We start from the raw sequence: 19,456 nt of genomic DNA, 5'->3' as shown, positions 1-19,456 counted from the left end.
TAGAGAAAATTCAAAGATATTTCTATAAAATCTTTTTTTAAATAATTTCTCTGAAAAGGTTTACAAATTGAATCAGAAAAATATAAAAATTTTTGTTTTTTTTGTTATTATTATTTTATGGGGCTATTTTTCTTTCCCAATAGAAATATTAAAAATTCAAGATCCTAGTGGAGTTGTAAGCTATGGCTATACAGAAAATGCAAAAGCTTATTTAAAAAGTTATCTTATTACACTTTTATTAACTGCTTGCGCTGTTATTATCGGAGTGATTATTGGTTTTAGTTTAGCTATTTTACACTTCTCTAAATTTAAAACGCTTAATTTTATTATAGATGAATATATAGACATTATACGAGGAACACCAGTAATTTTACAATTGATGATTTTTGCTTTTGTAATTTTTACTTTTATAGATAACCTTTATGCAGCCATTCTTGCACTAGGACTTAATAGCTCGGCTTATATAGCAGAAATTGTAAGAAGTGGCATTAATAGTGTAGATAAGGGACAAATGGAAGCTGCAAGAGCAATGGGGCTTGATTACAAAACTTCAATGAAAGAAATTATTCTTCCACAGGCTACTAAAAACATTCTACCTGCATTAGCTAATGAATTTATTTCTTTATTTAAGGAAACTTCTGTTGTAGGATTTATTAGTGTTATTGATATTACCATGCAAAGTCAAAGCTTGCAAGCCGTACTTTACAATCCAAAACCTATTATTTTCACTGGACTTGTTTATTATGTAAGTGTAAAAATTTTTAGCTATTTTGCAAAAAAACTTGAACTTAGGATGAATAAAAATGATTGAAGTTAAAAATTTACAAAAAAAATATGGAGAATTAGAAGTTTTAAAAAATATTAACACTACAATCTCAAAAGGCGATGTAATAGCTATCATAGGTCCAAGTGGAGGCGGAAAAAGTACATTTTTACGCTGCATCAATCGCTTAGAACTAGCTGATAGTGGGGAAATTTTAATCAATAAGCAAAACATACTTGATAAAGAAATTGATATTAACAAGATCAGGCAAAAAGTTAGCATGGTATTTCAGCATTTTAATCTTTTTGCTAATAAAAATGTTATGGAAAATTTATGTTTAACGCCCATTAAAACAGGAATTTTAAGTCAAGAAGAAGCCATAAAAAAAGCAAAATTACTTCTTGCTAAGGTGGGTTTAGCAGACAAAGAAAATATAATGCCCCATAAGCTCTCTGGCGGACAAAAACAACGCATAGCTATTGCTAGAAGCTTGATGATGAATCCTGATGTTATTTTATTTGATGAACCTACTTCAGCTCTAGATCCTGAAATGATAGGCGAGGTTCTAAGCATTATGAAAGATGTTGCAAAAGAAGGTTTAACTATGCTTGTAGTAACTCATGAAATGGGCTTTGCTAGAAATGTTGCCAATCGTATATTTTTTATGGATAAAGGAAAAATTGCTGTTGATGGAAGCCCTAAAGAAGTATTTGAAAATCCTAGCAATGAAAGATTGAGAGAATTTTTAAACAAGGTTTTAAATCATTAATTCATAAGCCACTAAGGCTTATGAATTTTAATCCCAACATTCAGCGTTTTTAATTCCAAGTTTGCTAGCATTAAATTTAGGATCTATACCAGATTTTTGTTGCATATTAAAATCTTTTAAAACTTTATTTACTATACCACCTAAAAGCAATAAAGATATAATATTTGTCGTTGCCATGAAAGCCATAGTCAAATCAGCCAAATTCCAAGCAAGTTTTAAATTCATTTGCGAGCCTATAAAAATCATAGCCACAGCTGTAATTCTAAACAAATTCATTACAAATTTGGAATTTGTTAAATATTTAACATTAGCTTGAGCATAATAATAATTTCCTATTAAAGAAGTTATTGCAAAAAGAACAATAGCTATAGTAATAAAATGGATTCCAAAGCTACCGTAATACTCACGCATAGCTTCTTGAACTAAAGGCATTCCACCATCAATTTTACTTTCTCCAAGTCCTAAATATGCCATAGAAAAAAGAACTAAAAATCCAGAACTTGTACAAACAACAACATCAATTAAAACTGAAAAGGCTTGTATAACACCTTGTTTAGCTGGATGACTTGTCAAAGCTGCTGCAGCTGCATTAGGTGCCGAGCCCATACCCGCTTCATTTGAAAAAAGTCCTCTTTTAATCCCTATAACCAAAGCAGAACCAGCAAAACCACCAAAAATCGCTTTAAAATCAAAAGCACTTTGTAAAATCATATGAATCACAGAAGGAATTTTATCAAAATTCATTAAAACAGCAATCACGGCAAGTAAAACATAAGCTAAAGCCATAAAAGGAACAATTAAAGAACTAATTTTACCTATTTTAGTATGGTGAGAAAAAAACATCCATGCACCAAAAATAGTTAAAACAATACCAATAATCATTGGCCAAGAACTTGATGCAAAATCTACAGCAGCATTTGGATTAAACATATCATAATAAACTTTAAAAGACGAAGTCATTGTTTGACTTTGAAGTCCATTAAATCCATAAGCATAAGTAATAATAAGAATAAAAGCAAAAAAAGCTCCAAAAAAATGTGAGCCTAAGGCTTTTTTTATATAATAAGCTGGACCACCTTTAAACCCGCCTGTATCATCTTTTGATTTGTAAACTTGAGCTAAGGTACTTTCAGCAAATGCTGAGGCACCACCAAAAAATGCCATAACCCACATCCAAAATAAAGCACCAGCTCCACCTGTAGCCAATGCCAAAGAAATTCCAGCAATATTTCCTATACCAACTCTAGAAGCAGTTGAGATCATTAATGCTTGAAAAGGTGAAATATGTTCTTTAGCGTGTCCTTCGTTTTTTTCTGTAAGAATTTTAAATACAGAACTCAACATACGAAACTGAACAAAGCGAGTTAAAAAACTATAATAAAGCCCACAAATAATAAGTAAAACTACCATAATAATGTCTGTATTTGGGACAATCTTATTAGCTATAATATCAGACGCTTTATTGGCAAAATCTAGCATAATATCTAATTTCATCCAAACTCCTCAAAAAATAATCTAAATTTTACTTTAACATAATTTTTATAAAAAGGACTTTATGATTTTATTTGTTTTAAGCTATTGTGTAAATTTGAAACTTTTAAGAAGCAAAATTTCTAAAATTTTGTCTTAAAGCTTCATAAGAGATTATACCAACGCTTGTGGCTAAATTTAAACTTCTTCCATAAGATTTCATAGGTATAGTTATAGCATTTTCCCAATTTAATTGCATTAATTCCATAGGCAAACCATAACTCTCACTTCCAAAGAATAAGAAATCATTTTTTTGAAATTCTGCATCAAAATAAGCTTTTTGACTCTTAGTTGTTGCGAAAAAAAAGCGATTTTTATAAATCATATTTTCATTCAAAAATTCTTCAAGATTCTCCCAAATAATAGGCTCTAATTTATCCCAGTAATCAAGTCCTGCCCTTCTAACAGCCTTTTGTGAAATATCAAAAACAGTTGGTTTAACGATATGAAGTTTAAAACCGGCATTAAAACACATTCTACCTATACTACCTGTATTTTGTGGTATTCTAGGGTGAACTAAAACTATATTAAACATATTTATACTAGAACTCTTTGAATATTAGGATTTAATTTTACTAAAATTTCATAGTTAATAGTATGAAAAAAATCAGCCCAAATATCAGCATCTTTAAACACGCAAATTTCCTCACCAGAATTTTCACAAGAAAAACTATCCATTGACATCTTTCCAAGCATTACTTTTCCATTTCCAAGCACTAACTCCCCTTTTCCATTGTATCGGAAAAGACCATCAGCATAACCCAAATCATAAGTCGCTACTTCCATATCCTTTGCAGCAGTAAAAATGCCTCCATATCCTATACTCTGTCCTTTTTGTAAAATCCTTTGACTTAATCTATGAGCATACAAGCTTAAAACTCTTTTTAAATTTGAATCCCCATATCCAAATTGAACAAGCCCAACTCTACAATATTCATCTTCGGGAATTTTCCCTCTAAATAATGCTGCAGAATTATGCGAATGAAATAATAAATTTGAAAAATATTTTTTTACTATCTTTTTAGCTTTTTGAAAATTTTCTTTTTGAACAAAAAAACTTCCATCCATTTCATCTGCACTAGCAAAATGTGTAAACATTCCAGTAAGTTTTAAATCACTACTTTGAATAAGATCTATAGCATGCTCTAAATTTTCTACACAAATTCCATTGCGATGCATGCCTGTATCTATTTTTAGATGTATTTTTATATCTTGCTTGTATTTTTTTGCTTGGGAAATATCATTTAAAGCATAAATAAATCGAGAATTTTCATTACCATGAGGACGATGTGATAGTATTAATATATTCTCAAAAAATTCTTCGATTTCTTGAGCTTCTTCTTCACTCTTAACAGCAACAAAAGAAACTCCTAAATTTTTGGCTAATGGAGCTAAAAGCTTAGCTCCATGTCCATATGCATTATCTTTAAAAACGCAAATTAATCTTTGAAAACTCCCTATTTTTTTAGCAATATGTCTTAAATTGTATTCATAAGCTTTTTGATCAATTTTTATTAAAGACATTTATTGCTCTGCTAAAATTTTCATTTTACCTTTACTATCTATCTTAACGTATAAAATTTTATCGCCTCTAAACTGATAGTTTTTAGTGTAATAATCCTCATAAAATGAAATTCTATACATAGTTTCATTTTCTAAATTCGGATAAGGGCTGATATTAATATCTGAAAATTTAATCTTTTTATCTTCTTTACGAGAAAAAATAGATTTTTTCATGGAAGCAAACTGTTCAAATTTCATTTTATCAAAACGTTTAAATTCTTGCTCATCATAAAAACTTAAATAGGCATTAGTGTCACTATTTGTCCAAGCTAGTTTCCATGTAAAAAGATCAGCCAATAAACTAGCGATTTGATCCTTTTTAGCTCTAATTTTTTCTTTTTCTTCTGTCATAACAAAAACTTTTTTATCTTGCACAACTTTTGCAAATTTCTCCAAATTATTATTAAATAAAGCAATACACCCTCTTGTTTTAAATTCATCAAGTCTAGAACCATCTAAAGGATAGCCATGGATCCAAATACCACCACCTGTTTTTCCTTGTACTTTATCAAGTAAATTTGGATAAGTTGTGGCAAAAGCAAAGGGACCATAATAAGGATCACCTGGATTAAACTTACGGCCTAACTCATAAAAACCTACTGGCGTTTTCAAATCTCCTTCTATTTTTTTATCACCCATTAATCCAGTTATTATTTCTTTTTGTTCAAAATCTTTTCTTATTTTTCCGTCCTCGTAAGAATAAACACGGAGAATTTTATCTGTTTTATTTGTAAGCACGATAGCAACATTATCATCATAGTATCCAAGTGAAATATTTTTATCTCCTATTTCACTTAACCAAAAATCCTTTTGAGTTAATTCTTTTTCAATCGCTACACCAACAGCATCTAATCCTTGATTAAGATAAATTTTAACAAGATCTGAGGCATGCAACACCAATGAAGAAAGTGCAATTAATAAAGCAAGTCGTTTTAACAATGTTTTTCCTTAGGTATTTCAAATTTTTTAAGTCAAAAATGTTTGTGATTATAATATTTTTTTTCTTAAAAAATATTAATTATATTAACAATGCAGCCTTATTTATGATATAATTTTTACAAATCATAAAGGCTTGTTTTAAAAGGTTGTCTATAATGATAAGAAATTTTTTTATAGGAATGTCTTTTTTAGGCATTTTGTTTTTAGCTTTTTATACATTATATGATAAAAAGAAAGAAAGTATATTTAGCTTAAATACATGCCAACCTCTAACTTGTGACTTAAATTTACAAGATTGTGTTTTTTCTTTTAATAAAAAAAATATTGAAGTTTCAGCCTACCCAAAACCTATAAAAATTTTCAATAAAACTACTATAAAAATTAAGAATTTTCCTCATTATTCTAATTTAAAGATTAAAATTTATAGTTTAAATTCCTATATAGGCGATATCATTCCTAAATTTAATATAGTTAATGGTGATATTCTTATAAATTTTATAGGTAGAAGCATTACCGATGATTCTAGATTTAGGGTTGAATTTTTAAACAATAATGCTCCAACTGGTTTTTTCTTTGATTTTGATGTTACTATGCAAAAAAAATTTCAAACAGGTAACACACATTGAAAAATTTTCAAAATTTTATATTCAAATAAAAATATTTTTTGATATAATGAACAAATATTTAATATTATAAAAATAAGGATACAATATGAAAAAAATTCTTCTCTTAGGTGCTCTTTTTGCTGTAAATCTTTGGGCTGTTAATGATATAGAGGTAAAAAATACCTTTGTAAAACAAACTCCACCTCATGCGCAAAATAGTGCTATTTTTCTTACTATTTTTAATAATACTGATAAGGATATTGCTCTAATAAGTGCCAAAAGCGATATCAGTGAAGTCAGTGAACTGCATACACATATACATAAAGATGGAAAAATGATGATGCAAAAAATTCCTGAAATTATTATAAAAGCTCATTCAAGCACAGAGCTTAAATCTGGAGGTTACCATATAATGCTTTTAAAACTAAAAAAACCTATTATCAAAGACACGAAGGTAAATTTAGATTTAAAATTTAATAATCACAAAACCATAGAGTTAAAAAATATTGATTCTAAAGAATTTTAATTAATGAGAAAAATTATTTTTATCCTAGCTTTTGCTTTTGTTATTGCTATTTTATATATTATTTTTGATTTTTATGTAATAAAAGATTCTCAAAAAATAACAAAAACTGATTTTTCTACCCTATTGACTTGCGATCTTAATGTTAAAGACTGCACATATAGTTTTAACAATAAAAAAGTCTTAATTTCCCTAAATCCCAAACCCTTACAATCTTTAGATGTTACAAATCTAAAGATTGTAAATCTAGGAAATTATAACAACTTAGGAATTAAAATTTATGGATTAAATATGTATATGGGCGAAATTAAACCTAAAATACATCGATTAAATTCAACAGACTATGAAAGTAAAATAGTTCTTGCTGCTTGCGTTTTAGATACTATGCGTTTCAGGGTAGAATTTATGGATAATAATAAACCCATAGGGTTTTATTTTGATTTTGAGCTAAAAAAATGAAAAAAAATATTATTTTGTTTACAGTTATAGTTGCCATTATTTTAGGTGTAATATTTTTTATTAAAAATCATCAAAATTCTTATGATTTTATCTTAAAATCAGACTTAAAAGAGGAAACCACCCTAAAAGATTTTAAAGGAGATAAGCTTATTATCTATTTTGGATATACTTATTGCCCTGATGTTTGTCCGGCAACTCTTAGTTTAGTAGGCAAAGCCTTAAAGCAAATCAATAATCCTAAGGCTCACCTTCTTTTTATTTCTTTAGATCCAAATAGAGATAATAACTTAAGCAATACAAACGAATGGTTACGATACTTTTACCCAAAAGCAGATGCCTTAATTGCAAAAGATGAAAAAACTCTTCAAAAAATAACAAAACAATATAATGTTCAATATCAAAAAATAGATCTAAATGATTCTTTTATGGGTTATTCTATAGCACATAGCAATATGCTTTATCTTATTGATGAAAAAGGTCATTTTTATAAAGAAATTAGCGATTTAAATCCACAAGAAATTTTAAGAGAACTTAGAATTTTTCTAAATTCTCAATAATTATACTTAAGCAAAAAGATCAGTTGAGAGGTATCTTTCAGCCGTATCGTTTAGCATAGTTAAAATTCTTTTATCTGGAAATTTCTTTGCTAGCATACTTGCGGCAAATACATTTGCTCCACTTGATATACCTACCATTAAACCACTTTTGGCAAGTTCTTTGGCTGTATTTATAGCATCTTCATTACTTACTGTGATCACTTCATCTATAACTTCTTTATTTAAAATAGCAGGTATAAAATTCGCCCCTATTCCTTGTATTTTATGGCTTCCCGCTTCACCTTTGCTAAGCAATGGAGAATTTAGAGGCTCGACTCCAACAATATGCACTTTTTCTAATTTTTCTTTTAGTATTTCCCCAACTCCACTAATAGTACCGCCAGTTCCAAAACCAGCTACAAAAATATCAAGTTCATTATCCAAATCTCTTAAAATTTCTAAAGCCGTATTCTTACGATGCGCATTTTTATTTGAAATATTTTCAAATTGAGAAACCATAAAAGAATTTGGAGTATTTAATAATATTTCATTTGCTTTATCAACCGCTCCTTTCATTCCTAAATTTGCAGGAGTTAATTCTAACCTAGCGCCAAAGAGTGTTATCATTTTTCTTCTTTCTAAACTCATAGATTCGGGCATTACAGCAATAAATTTAAGTCCCAAATCTGCACAAATCATAGCCAAAGAAATTCCAGTATTTCCACTAGTTGCTTCAACTATTGTAGTATCTTGATTAATTTTTTTACTATCTAAAGCATCTTTAATCATTTCAAAAGCTGCTCTATCTTTTATAGAATGACTAGGATTTAAAAATTCACATTTAGCAAAAACATTGATACCAAATTTTTTCAAATGTATAATAGGAGTATTTCCTATAAGCTCACTTACTTTTTCATGTACTTTCATAATTTTAATATCCTTTTTTGTTTAATAATGATAGTTTTATAAAAGTTTAAAAAAATAAAGTAAATAAAAGATACAAAATATCTGAATTAATTAAGAAAGAAGGCTAGAATTTATCTAGCCGAAGTCTTATTTTTTCTTTTTGCCGCTTGCTTTTGCAACAGCTTCTTTAAGGTTTTTACCTACCTTAAATTTTGCAACTCTTGTAGCAGGAACTTTGATTGTTTTTCCTGTGCTTGGTACTCTAGCTTCTCTAGCAGCTCTTTCTTGAGTTGAAAAAGTACCAAAACCAATAAAACTGATGCTATCACCTTTAGCTAAAACATCAGTAATAGTAGAAATAACTGCATCAGTAGCAGTAGTAGCGTCTTTTTTTGTTAGCCCAGCTGTTTGAGCAACTAATGAAATAAAATCTGCTTTAGTCATAAAAGCTCCTTTGTTTTAATTGAAACGCCTAATTTTAGCATATTTAAAAAACAATATCAAGTAAAAAACAGCTTTTTTTAAGTTTTTTTCAAAAAACTTTATTATTTTTTCTTATATCTTTCAAATTCTCCACTATTATCAATTTCATTACCAATTTTCTCGTATAAATCATAATAAAATTTAACAAATTCTTTACACTTAGGCATAATAGGAAGAAAAATATTATCTTCAATTTCACAAAATCTACTTAAAAACTCTTTTGCATCAAGTCTTAAAGCATAGTGTTTTGCTAATTCATGATAATTTTTTAAAGTTAGTTCTTTAAATTTTTCATAATGCCCTAAATCAAAATTTATCTTCAAATTATTATTTTCAAAAATCAATACTTCACTTTCAAAAAGCAAACTAAGATGAATAAGTCCTTCTGTATAATAAGGTCTAACTTCATCAACCCTTTGCCAAGAAATAAGTCCAATAGCTCTTTTTATAAGTTCATGAAAAACAGGCATTATCAAGTCATCTTGTTCATGATAAAAGAAATTTATAAGTCCACCTGTAGTAGCTTTATATTCTTCTATATTTTTAAAAAAACCACTCTGATTCATTGTTTTTTCGGTATCATTAGCAATAAAAAATATATGACCAAATTCATGGCCTATAGTTGATACTTCATAAACCCTTTTCCAAATTTTTTCCTGATAAAATAAAATATTTCTTCCAAAATCCAAAAATTCTTTATCAAAAACCTCGCTAGAAATTTTCATAAAAGGCTTTGTTTTAGCATTTTCATATACAAAATTTATAAAGGCAAATATTTTTTTGCCCGCCTTAGAACTTACAAACTCATCATTTGGAACGACTTGAGCTGAGAATAAACCTTTAAGTTCGGCACCATAAAATATCATCGGAGTGCAAATATAAAGTTGAGTTTTTTCTATATTAGATAAAACTTCTTTTTCTAATTCACAATCTTCAAGTCCTATATTTTTATAAACATGTTCAAAACTTTCCTTAATTTCACTACCAAATTTCAAAACATCAAAATCATTTTCATCTTCTATTCTTATATCCCATTCTAATGCCACCGCATGAGTATAATTATCTTCATAATATTCTAAAGGATGTCCCACTTGTAAAGGTAATTTTACTTTCATCCAAGCAAATTCAGCTTCTTGCCAAGCTTTTATAACCCTATCTTCATCTTTTTCACAAAACGCTAATTTTAATTTTTCAAAATATTCTATATAAGCTTTTTCCTCTTCGCTGCTAGCAAATATTTTAAGCTGATCAATCATATTTTCAAAAGCAAATTCTAATTTTAAAATTTCATTCTCGAAAAATCTCGCATAAGGAACAAATTTCCATAAATTTCCTATTCTAACTAAAACACCATAGCTTCGCTCACAAATTTCTCCTTCTGGAGTTTTTTGATATAAATGATTTTTACGTAAAAATTCCATTGCATCATCTAAATTTGGAAATTGAGTAGATAAAATTTTATTATTTTTTTCTATAATTTCTTTAGTCCAAGAAATTTCAAAAATATTCATAATTAAACCTATATTATGCACTCCTTGTATTAAAGACTGATAAAAATTATTTAAAAGCTTTTTCTCTTTTATTTCATTAATTAAATTTTGATGTTCTTTTTCATAAAACTTTCTAACCTCTTCATAGAACTTATGTTTTAACTCTATAATCTTATCTTCCTTAAAGTTGTTTTTTTTCCACTCTTGAACTAAATTTTCTTCCTTTAAATCAACCAAACGCCTAAGTATGGCTAGCATAGTTGTTTTATCTTGTTTTAACTCACTTAAAGAAATCAAAGATCTAAAATACTCGCCCACATCTTCTTTGTCTAAAAACTCATATAACGCATTATTTCTTTCTTTGTATTTTCTAACCAATTTAGCTATTTCTTTAAAATTATTCATACTTTTATTCTCCTTTTTAACTTTTTTAATTATAATTCATTTTTTAAAATAAGGAGTAAAAATGAGAGATATGGGAGAACCAAAATTAAAAATTGTAGCTATGCCAAGTGACACAAATCCAGCAGGAAATATTTTTGGCGGATGGATACTTTCACAAATCGATTTAGCAGGAGCTATCGCAGCAAGAGAACTTTCTCCTGAACGCGTTGTAACCATCTCTATGGATAAAGTAGTTTTTAAAGAACCTGTTTTTATAGGCGATATAATTTCTTGTTACTCTAAAGTTGTAAATGTGGGCAACACTTCAATCAGCGTTGAAGTAGAAGTCACAGCTCAAAGAGTGGATTCTCAAGGTTGTACTTCTTGCATTAATGTAACTTCGGCTTTAGTAACTTATGTAAGTGTTACAAGAGATGGAAAGAAAAAGCCTATTAGTGAAGAACTTAAAAGAATTCATGGCTTTTTAAATACTTAAAGCTTATTTTGTATGATAAAACTTTATCCTTTAAGCTTATCAGCATTTATTTAAACCGCCACTATTATATTTTTTATCTAGACATTCTTTGAAAAATTCCCCTCTGGTTTTTGGAATTTTTCCTGGATGTTTTTGTTTCATGTGTTCTAAATACTTATCATAACTAGAAAGTCCCACCAAGGGATGAAAAAACCTTTCGGCTTTTTCATAATAATACTTAAATTTTTTGAAATTCATCAATCTTAATATACTTAGTTTCTTTAAGAGGAATTTTAATTTTACCTAAGCAAATTCCTATACAAGAAATTATAACAAGCAAGGTAGCTATCATAAAGAACACACAAAGAATTGCATTAAGTAAATTTCCAACTTTATTTTGAGCGGCTATTGAAATTTCTTTTTTAATTGTAGAAATTTCTTTTTCATCTTTAGTATTATTTAATTTAAATTCTAAATCTTTAATTTTTTGACTTTGTATGCTAACGGCGGCTACATGACTTACCGCATTTACTATTTTATTGCCTTCTTCATAAGGCATAATTTTTTGAATTCCTCCATACAGAGTTGCCACTAAGACAAATACCGCAGGTACTAAAGTAACCCAAGTATATCTTGCCTTGTCCATTTTTACAAGTATAGTTGTAGCAAGAAGCAAAGCCATACCCGCAAGCATTTGATTGCTCACGCCAAAAAGAGGCCAAAGCGTATAAATTCCTCCCTTAGGATCAATGGCACCTTGATAAAGAAAATATCCCCAACCTGCAACACTTAAAGCCGTAGCCAAAAGTCCAGCTGGATAATTATGAATATCTCCTAAAGGTTTATAAACATTACCCAATATATCTTGCACCATAAAACGACAAGCCCTTGTCCCAGCATCCACCGCTGTTAAAATAAATAAAGCTTCAAACAATATAGCAAAATGATACCAAAAAGCCATCAAATCCACGCCGCCAAAAAGTTCATGCAAGATCAAAGCTACACCTATAGCAAAAGTCGGGGCTCCCCCTGTTCTTGAAAGTATAGTATGCTCTCCTATATTTGTGGTTAAAGTAGTAATTTCTTCAGGAGTAATACTAAATCCCCAACTTGAAATAGTTTGTGCTACATTTACAACATCTGTTCCTATCAAAGCAGAGCTTGAATTTATAGCAAAATAAAGACCTGGATGTAAAATACAAGCACAAATTAAAGCCATAATCGCCACAGCACTCTCAGCAAGCATAGAGCCATATCCAACAGCCAAAGCATGAGTTTCGTTTTCAAGCATTTTAGGAGTAGTTCCACTAGAAATCAAAGCATGAAAACCACTGATCGCACCACAAGCAATGGTAATAAATAAAAATGGAAACACTCCACCTGCAAATACTGGACCTGTTCCATCAAAATACTGAGTATTTACTTTTGGCATTTGTAAATCAGGAGCAACCAAAACAATAGCTACAGCCATTACCACAATAACACCGATTTTCAAAAAAGTTGAAAGATAATCTCTTGGAGCAAGTAAAAACCACACAGGTAAAACAGAAGCAATAAAACCATAAGCCATCATAACAATTGCCAAAGTTGGAGCTTCTAAAGTAAATATTTTAGCCCAATAAGGATCAGCAGCTATAACGCTACCATAATGAATAGCCAAAATTAAAAGCACAAAACCTATTATAGAAGCCTCCCCTACTCTACCTGGACGGATAAAACGCATATAAATGCCCATAAATATTGCTATAGGAATAGTCATTGCGATAGTAAATAAACCCCATGGAGATTCTGCTAAAGCTTTTACAACCACCATAGCTAAAATGGCAATAATAATAAGCATAATGCCAAAAATCGCCACCATAGCAACTCCACCTGTAAATTTACCCATCTCATCCTTAATCATCTCGCCAAGACTTCTACCTTTTCTACGAGTAGATATAAAAAGAACAACAAAATCATGCACAGCACCCGCTAAAACTCCTCCTACTAAAATCCAAAGCATAGAAGGCAAATATCCCATTTGAGCGGCCAAGATAGGTCCTACTAATGGACCTGCTCCTGCAATAGCAGCAAAATGATGTCCAAATAATACAGCTTTATTTGTAGGCACAAAATCACGCCCATCATTTTCTACAAGTGCTGGTGTTGCACGATTTTTATCAAGTTCTAAAACCTTATAAGCTACAAAACGCCCATAAAATCTATATCCTATCATATAAATACATACAGCAGCAACCACCAAATAAATCGCTGATACACTTTCGCCATTTTGTAAAGCTAAATAACCAAAACAAATAGCGCCTAAAGTTGCAACAAACAACCATAAAATTTTAGTACTTAACTGAGTCATATTTCTCCTAAGAAAATAAAATATTTTCAAAGAATAGCAGATTTATAGATTAAATTATATAGAAAGATGTTTAGTTTTTTCACATTTTTAAAAAAATATATGTTTTTTGTTTCTTTAAGTAGCATAAAAATGAAAAGCTTAAAAATAATCTTTAAGCTTTTTTAATCTAAATAAAGAGAGAATTTACACTTTCGTTATGATAAACACGACGTATTACTTCAGCAAAAACAGGTGTAACGCTTAATACTTTAATATTTGGTAATTGCTCTTTTAAAGGTATAGTATCTGTTACCACAAGCTCATCTAAAACTCCACTTGCTATTCTCTCATAGGCTTTTCCACTTAAAACTGCATGAGTACAGCAAGCCATAACAGATTTTGCACCTTTTTCTTTTAAAGCTTCCGCGGCTTTAACTATAGTGCCAGCAGTATCAATAATATCATCCACTAAGATAACTTCTTTATCTTTTACATCTCCAATAATATTCATTACTTCACTTTCATTAGCTTTTTCACGACGCTTATCAACTATAACTATATCAAGTCCTAAATGCTTTGCAACACTCCTAGCTCTTGCAACACCCCCTATATCTGGACTTCCTATAATAGCATTTTTAAAATGTTTGGCTTTAATGTAATCATTAAAAACTATACTTCCATAAAGATTATCTACTGGAATATCAAAAAAACCCTGAATTTGTCCTGCATGCAAATCTATCGTAGCTACGCGATCAATCCCAGCTGCTTGAATCAAATTAGCCACAAGTTTAGCAGTAATTGGCACTCTAGGATTTGCTTTTCTATCTTGTCTCGCATAGCCAAAATATGGGATAATAGCCGTAATTGAATTTGCACTTGAGCGACGCAAAGCATCTGTAAGAATTAAAAGTTCCATTAAATTATCGTTTGTAGGAGCGCAAGTACTTTGAATAATAAAAACATCCTTTCCGCGTACACTCTCATCAATTTGAACGCTAATCTCTCCATCACTAAACCGCTTTACTCCAGCATCACTTAAAGGCAGGGAGAGATATTTAGAAACTTGTCTTGCAAATTCGACATTAGCTGAGCCTGAAAAAATTTTATAACCTCGCATAAAAAACCTTAATCAATAAAATTATGAATTAATACAAAAGATTTTAATAAAAAAAATGTTAAAAACTGCTGTAAATTTAAAAAGCTTATATAAAAATATAAGCTTTTTTAAGAAATGTAAGCTGTCTTTTTGGCATAATATCTTACCAACATAGAAAGTGAAAAACATATTATAAAATAAATTCCCGCAACAACACCTATCATCGCTAAAATTTCTTCAAAACTTGTTAGTTTTGCCAATATAGTTTTTGAATTATAAGTAAGTTCAGCTATACCTAAACCCGCTAAATAAGCTGTATCCTTTACAGTGGTTACAATTTGAGATAATAAAGCAGGTATTATTTTTCTAAAAGTTTGTGGTAAAATAATATAAAAAAGAGTAAAAAATTTACCAAAACCTTGAGAATAAGCTGCTTCAAACTGACCTTTTGGTATAGAATTTAATCCACCTCTAATAATTTCAGCCATAACCGAACTCGTATAAAGTGAAAATCCTATAGTACCCCAAAAAGCTTGAGGAAATTGTCCAAAAAATACAGGTAGAACAAAACAAGCTGCAAGCATCCATAATAATAAAGGAGTATTTCTAAAAATATCTATATAGCAAGCTGCTAAAAATTTACTTAATCTATCCCCATAATTTTTAGTTATAGCTAAAAAAGTTCCAAAAACAATCGAAATAATACAAGTTGCCAAGGCTATTTTTAATGTCAGAAATAAACCTTGCATTAAAAATTCAATATTTTGCGCATTAAAAACATTTTCCATTAACAACCCTTTATCTCGTTAAATGTGCTTTTTTTAATTTATTTTCATAAGCTTTTGCAAAATAAGCCAAAGGATAGCAAATTATAAAATATAAAACCGCTGCAAATATATAAGCTGGCGCATAATTTCCATAATCAGCTGCATAACTATCAGCAGAATGCATTAACTCAGCTCCACCTACAATAAGCAATACAGAGGTATTTTTAATTAAATTTACCATTTGATTTGTCATCGGTGGTAAAATAATTCTAATGGTTTGAGGTACTATAATATAACGCATTTGTTGAATATAAGTAAACCCTTGAGACGCAGAAGCTTCAAACTGACCTCTTGGCACAGCCAAAATTCCACTTCTAACCACCTCGCTTACATAAGCTCCGTGATACGCCCCAACACCCAATACACCAATAGTAAATATATCAAGCCTTATACCTAAAACAGGCAAGGCATAAAACAAAAAGAAAATTTGTATTACCAAAGGAACATTTTGAAAAAGCTCTACGTAAATTCTAGTGTAGGCTCTGATAATTTTAAATCTACTTGTAGCCATAACTCCGCCTATAGTTCCAAAAATTGTAGCTATAAGCAAAGCAAGAATGCTTACTTCTAAAGTATAAATAAAACCATTAATAAAAGCATCTTTATTATCCAAAGCATCTAAAAATTTCCATACCGCAAAAGGGCTTATACTATTTTCATCATATAAACCCCAAGAAGTAAGAATTTGTCTTAAATGTTCAACAAAACCTACACTTTCATTCATATTATAAACCCCATTTTTTCGCTAAAGCATCAATTTCATTTTTATGTTCTTTTACAAAATCATCAACATATTTTGCAAAAGCTGGATCATCTTTTTTGGTTACAATACCATAACTTTGTGGTTCAAAACTATCTGGCAAAATTTCACTTTTATCATCCACATAACCTAACAATATTGATTTGTCTACAGAAAACGCATCAACTCTTTTAGCATCTAAAGCAGCTTTTATACTTGGATAATCAGGAAATTCACTAAATTTAACATCAATGCCAATTTTTTTAGCAGCTTCACCTATAGCTTTTTTTGTAGTTGCAGCTTGAGCCACTCCAATATTTGCACCTTTCATATCAGCTAGAGATTTATAATTTTTTTCTTTTAAAACCAAAAGCCCTATAGCATCTTGATAATAAGGCTCTGAGAAATTATAAATTCTTTTTCTCTCTGGAGTAATAGTAAAAGTTGCTATCACTGCATCTACACTACCATTATCAAGCAAAGGGCCTCTTGTTTTAGCATTAACTGCAACTAGTTTTATTTTTTTATCATCACCTAATATACTTTTAGCTAGCAATTTGGCAACATCTACTTCGAAACCTTTAATTTCACCTGTTGCTTGATCAAGTAAAGCATAATGTGGAACATCATTTTTAACACCAACTATTAATTGTCCTTTAGATTTAATAGACTCAAGTTTACCTTCTGCTGCATTAGCATTACTAAATGCAACACAAGCACCTAGAGCAAAAACTGCCAACTTTAACAAAGATTTTCTAAAAACCATTTTTTCTCCTTTCAATTTTGGTTAATTTTTAAGAATTTTCCCTAAAAAGAGTCGCGCTCTTTCAGTTTTTGGATTTGAGAAAAATTCGCTAGGAATATTTTCTTCCACAATAGCACCATCTTCCATAAAAATAATCCTATCTGCTACTTCTTTTGCAAAACCCATTTCGTGTGTAACAACCACCATGGTAGTATTGCTTTGATGTGAAATTTCTTTCATTACATCTAAAACCTCTTGTATGGTTTCTGGATCAAGGGCTGAAGTAGGTTCATCAAATAAAATATAGGGTTTTTTAGTACAAAGTGATCTTGCTATAGCAACGCGTTGTTGTTGTCCACCTGAAAGGGTTGCTGGATAAACATTTGCTTTATCCAGCAAACCTACAACTTTTAAATACTTAAAAGCTGTTTCTTCAGCTTCTTTTTTAGATTTTTTTTGAAGTTTCATTGGAGCTAAGGTCAAATTTTGCAAAACCGTCATATGTGGATATAAATTAAAATGCTGAAAAACCATTGCACAATATTTTCGGCAAATTTCAATTTTATTTTTATGATTTAAAACAAGATTGTTAACTACGACCTCTCCTGAACTAACTTCTTCAAGCCCATTCATGCAACGGATAGTTGTACTTTTTCCACTTCCACTTGGACCTATAATAACAAGCTTCTCACCTTCTTTAACAGAAAGATTAATATTCTTTAGAACATGATGAGTTCCGTAGTATTTGTTTACATTTTTTAATTCAATCAAGTTTTTTCCTTTATTTTTAGCTAAATATAAAATTAATTGAAATTATTTTATCATTAAATAAAGAAAACTACTTCAAAATGTAACTTATTTTTACTAATAAATTTCCAAAGTGTAACTTTTAGTAATTTTTAGAATTTATACTTTTTCATAGTAAACACCTCTTGGAGAGAAAATCTTTTTAAAATAAATAGTCTCTGGAATTAAATCAGCATTGCCAACATAAAGCCTTCCTTTATCATTTAAAATTCTATGAAATCTCTCCATAAGTTTTAGTTTTGATTCATGATCAAAATAAATAATCATATTTCTAGAAGCTATAATATCAAATTTTCCCAATCTTGAAAATTTTTCTTCAAAAACATTGCAAAGTTCAAATTTACAAGTACAAAGCTCATTTTTATTAATAGTATAAAATTTATCTTCGCTTTCTAAAAAAAACCTTCTTTTTTCACTCTCGCTCAATCGCTGTAAAGTTCTTCCTTGATATTTTCCAAGTTTTGCTTTTTCAATCACACTTGAATTAATATCAACGCCTAAAATATACATATCTTTAATAAAATTCTGTGCAGCCAATAATGCCAAAGAATATACTTCTTCTCCACTTGAACAAGGGGCGCTTAGGATATTTACTCTCTTTTCTAAGCTTTTGGCATAATAAATTATTTCTTTCAATTGAGCCAATTCTCTTAAAAAATAAGTTTCACCTATGGTTACAAAATCTAAAGTTTCTTGTTTAAGTTGTCTATTGCTTTTTAATTTTCCCAAAAATTCGGAAAAATTTTTAGTATTAGTTCCTTCAAGAAATTTATTCAACTTTAAAGCTAGTATATTTTTTTTATCGGTTAAATCAATACCACTCATTTCGTTGATAATTTTTATAAATTCATTAAGTTCCAATTCGCTAGGAGTTATTTTTTTTTCCATGCAATTTTCCTTTTATTAATCCTGATCAATAAAATTTACAATTTCTTTTTTAATTTCTTTTAAGCTCATAGGTTTTAAATGCGGATTCATATCTTTTGCTCTTTTTGGCATACCATAAACGACGCTATCTGCTTCATTCTCACATAAACATCTAACTCCTGTTTTATAAAGCTCAAATAAACCTTTTGCGCCATCATCTCCCATGCCCGTTAAAATAATAGCAAGTATTTTATTTGTTTTTGCCAAAGAAACAGCGGAATGAAAAAGTAAATCCACACTCGGTTTAAAGCTTGAAGCCACATCTTGCCAAGCGGCTACAATATTTAAATTTCCAGATAAAATAGTATTTTTAGGGCAAATATAAATTTTATTGCTTAATATCTCTTTATCGTTCAATAAGCACACTTCACTAAAAGCTTCTTTATTAAATTGCCCCACAAAAGATGGAATAAAACTGGCACTCATGTGCTGAGCTATAACTACACAAGTATTTTTTACATCAATATCCTTTAAAAGAAATTTAAGCTGATTAGGACCACCTGTTGAAGATCCTATGAGTATGAGCTTCACTTTCTTCTCCTCTTAATTTATTGAAATTTT

The 19,456-nt window shown here is 29.6% G+C and carries 23 protein-coding genes; 7 read left to right on the top strand and 16 right to left on the bottom strand.

What is annotated here, in order from left to right:
* Positions 1-67 precede the first annotated feature (67 nt).
* Together FBF10_RS05930 and FBF10_RS05925 are read left to right on the top strand one after the other, a co-directional pair.
* Positions 68-811, top strand: a complete 744-nt coding sequence (locus FBF10_RS05930) for an amino acid ABC transporter permease (RefSeq protein ID WP_002860538.1) — start codon at positions 68-70, stop codon at positions 809-811.
* Positions 804-1,532, top strand: a complete 729-nt coding sequence (locus FBF10_RS05925; protein ID WP_002859555.1) for an amino acid ABC transporter ATP-binding protein — start codon at positions 804-806, stop codon at positions 1,530-1,532. The genes FBF10_RS05930 and FBF10_RS05925 overlap by 8 nt, the downstream gene beginning before the upstream one ends.
* 27 nt (positions 1,533-1,559) lie before the next feature.
* Here the strand turns inward: FBF10_RS05925 and FBF10_RS05920 are convergent, their stop codons facing one another.
* From FBF10_RS05920 to FBF10_RS05905, 4 genes are all read right to left on the bottom strand, one after another.
* The gene (locus FBF10_RS05920) at positions 1,560-3,026 is read right to left on the bottom strand and encodes a sodium:alanine symporter family protein (protein WP_004308418.1); all 1,467 of its coding nucleotides are present in this window, start codon (positions 3,024-3,026) and stop codon (positions 1,560-1,562) included.
* Positions 3,027-3,129: 103 nt separating this feature from the next.
* A complete protein-coding gene (locus tag FBF10_RS05915; RefSeq protein WP_002859556.1) occupies positions 3,130-3,597 on the bottom strand; it encodes a tRNA (cytidine(34)-2'-O)-methyltransferase in 468 nt (155 codons plus the stop codon).
* 2 nt (positions 3,598-3,599) lie between these two features.
* Positions 3,600-4,586: an alanine racemase gene (locus FBF10_RS05910; RefSeq protein WP_002867456.1), complete on the bottom strand. Its 987-nt coding sequence runs from the start codon at positions 4,584-4,586 to the stop codon at positions 3,600-3,602.
* On the bottom strand, positions 4,587-5,564 hold the full coding sequence (locus tag FBF10_RS05905; protein WP_004308420.1) for a murein L,D-transpeptidase family protein: 978 nt from the start codon (positions 5,562-5,564) through the stop codon (positions 4,587-4,589).
* Positions 5,565-5,719: 155 nt separating this feature from the next.
* Between FBF10_RS05905 and FBF10_RS05900 the strand changes: the two genes are divergently transcribed.
* From FBF10_RS05900 to FBF10_RS05885, 4 genes are all read left to right on the top strand, one after another.
* Entirely contained in the window at positions 5,720-6,190 is a 471-nt protein-coding gene (locus tag FBF10_RS05900) for a hypothetical protein (RefSeq protein ID WP_004308422.1), read from the top strand.
* Positions 6,191-6,275: 85 nt separating this feature from the next.
* Positions 6,276-6,695, top strand: coding sequence for a copper chaperone PCu(A)C (locus tag FBF10_RS05895; RefSeq protein ID WP_004308423.1), 420 nt, complete (start codon positions 6,276-6,278; stop codon positions 6,693-6,695).
* 3 nt (positions 6,696-6,698) lie between these two features.
* Positions 6,699-7,151 (top strand): hypothetical protein, encoded by a 453-nt coding sequence (locus tag FBF10_RS05890; protein WP_004308424.1) that lies wholly within the window; start codon positions 6,699-6,701, stop codon positions 7,149-7,151.
* Positions 7,148-7,708, top strand: coding sequence for an SCO family protein (locus FBF10_RS05885; RefSeq protein WP_004308426.1), 561 nt, complete (start codon positions 7,148-7,150; stop codon positions 7,706-7,708). Before FBF10_RS05890 ends, FBF10_RS05885 begins: the two co-directional genes overlap by 4 nt.
* 6 nt (positions 7,709-7,714) lie before the next feature.
* On the opposite strand, the gene cysM is transcribed toward FBF10_RS05885, so the two are convergent.
* From cysM to ciaB, 3 genes are all read right to left on the bottom strand, one after another.
* Positions 7,715-8,614 carry a cysteine synthase B gene (gene cysM / locus FBF10_RS05880; protein ID WP_002858759.1) on the bottom strand — a complete coding sequence of 300 codons (900 nt, stop codon included), beginning with the start codon at positions 8,612-8,614 and terminating at the stop codon, positions 7,715-7,717.
* A 126-nt stretch (positions 8,615-8,740) separates the two neighbouring features.
* A complete protein-coding gene (locus tag FBF10_RS05875) occupies positions 8,741-9,037 on the bottom strand; it encodes an HU family DNA-binding protein (protein ID WP_002859562.1) in 297 nt (98 codons plus the stop codon).
* 101 nt (positions 9,038-9,138) lie between these two features.
* Positions 9,139-10,971 carry an invasion protein CiaB gene (gene ciaB, locus FBF10_RS05870; RefSeq protein ID WP_004308428.1) on the bottom strand — a complete coding sequence of 611 codons (1,833 nt, stop codon included), beginning with the start codon at positions 10,969-10,971 and terminating at the stop codon, positions 9,139-9,141.
* Between the two features lie 61 nt (positions 10,972-11,032).
* On the opposite strand from ciaB, the gene FBF10_RS05865 reads away from it, so the two are divergent.
* Positions 11,033-11,446 (top strand): acyl-CoA thioesterase, encoded by a 414-nt coding sequence (locus tag FBF10_RS05865; RefSeq protein WP_002935834.1) that lies wholly within the window; start codon positions 11,033-11,035, stop codon positions 11,444-11,446.
* Positions 11,447-11,485: 39 nt separating this feature from the next.
* On the opposite strand, the gene kcuS is transcribed toward FBF10_RS05865, so the two are convergent.
* From kcuS to FBF10_RS05820, 9 genes are all read right to left on the bottom strand, one after another.
* On the bottom strand, positions 11,486-11,683 hold the full coding sequence (gene kcuS / locus FBF10_RS05860; protein ID WP_002867452.1) for a KCU-star family selenoprotein: 198 nt from the start codon (positions 11,681-11,683) through the stop codon (positions 11,486-11,488).
* Positions 11,664-13,775: a carbon starvation CstA family protein gene (locus tag FBF10_RS05855; protein ID WP_020246995.1), complete on the bottom strand. Its 2,112-nt coding sequence runs from the start codon at positions 13,773-13,775 to the stop codon at positions 11,664-11,666. The genes kcuS and FBF10_RS05855 overlap by 20 nt, the downstream gene beginning before the upstream one ends.
* A gap of 166 nt (positions 13,776-13,941) precedes the next feature.
* The gene (locus FBF10_RS05850) at positions 13,942-14,871 is read right to left on the bottom strand and encodes a ribose-phosphate pyrophosphokinase (protein WP_002853293.1); all 930 of its coding nucleotides are present in this window, start codon (positions 14,869-14,871) and stop codon (positions 13,942-13,944) included.
* Positions 14,872-14,978: 107 nt separating this feature from the next.
* Positions 14,979-15,638 carry an amino acid ABC transporter permease gene (locus FBF10_RS05845; protein ID WP_002853290.1) on the bottom strand — a complete coding sequence of 220 codons (660 nt, stop codon included), beginning with the start codon at positions 15,636-15,638 and terminating at the stop codon, positions 14,979-14,981.
* A gap of 10 nt (positions 15,639-15,648) precedes the next feature.
* Positions 15,649-16,401: an amino acid ABC transporter permease gene (locus FBF10_RS05840; RefSeq protein WP_002853332.1), complete on the bottom strand. Its 753-nt coding sequence runs from the start codon at positions 16,399-16,401 to the stop codon at positions 15,649-15,651.
* Position 16,402: 1 nt separating this feature from the next.
* The gene (gene peb1A, locus FBF10_RS05835; protein WP_002865903.1) at positions 16,403-17,182 is read right to left on the bottom strand and encodes a bifunctional adhesin/ABC transporter aspartate/glutamate-binding protein PEB1a; all 780 of its coding nucleotides are present in this window, start codon (positions 17,180-17,182) and stop codon (positions 16,403-16,405) included.
* Between the two features lie 21 nt (positions 17,183-17,203).
* Positions 17,204-17,932, bottom strand: coding sequence for an amino acid ABC transporter ATP-binding protein (locus FBF10_RS05830; protein ID WP_002853259.1), 729 nt, complete (start codon positions 17,930-17,932; stop codon positions 17,204-17,206).
* Positions 17,933-18,067: 135 nt separating this feature from the next.
* Complete coding sequence (locus FBF10_RS05825; RefSeq protein ID WP_002853285.1) at positions 18,068-18,856, bottom strand: CheR family methyltransferase; 789 nt, start codon at positions 18,854-18,856, stop codon at positions 18,068-18,070.
* Between the two features lie 15 nt (positions 18,857-18,871).
* The gene (locus tag FBF10_RS05820) at positions 18,872-19,426 is read right to left on the bottom strand and encodes a chemotaxis protein CheB (RefSeq protein WP_002853263.1); all 555 of its coding nucleotides are present in this window, start codon (positions 19,424-19,426) and stop codon (positions 18,872-18,874) included.
* Positions 19,427-19,456: the final 30 nt, after the last annotated feature.

Origin of the sequence: Campylobacter sp. CFSAN093249, from assembly GCF_011067895.1 — a bacterium.
Taxonomy (GTDB): Bacteria; Campylobacterota; Campylobacteria; order Campylobacterales; family Campylobacteraceae; genus Campylobacter_D; species Campylobacter_D jejuni.
This window is presented reverse-complemented; position numbering and strand designations above follow the sequence as displayed.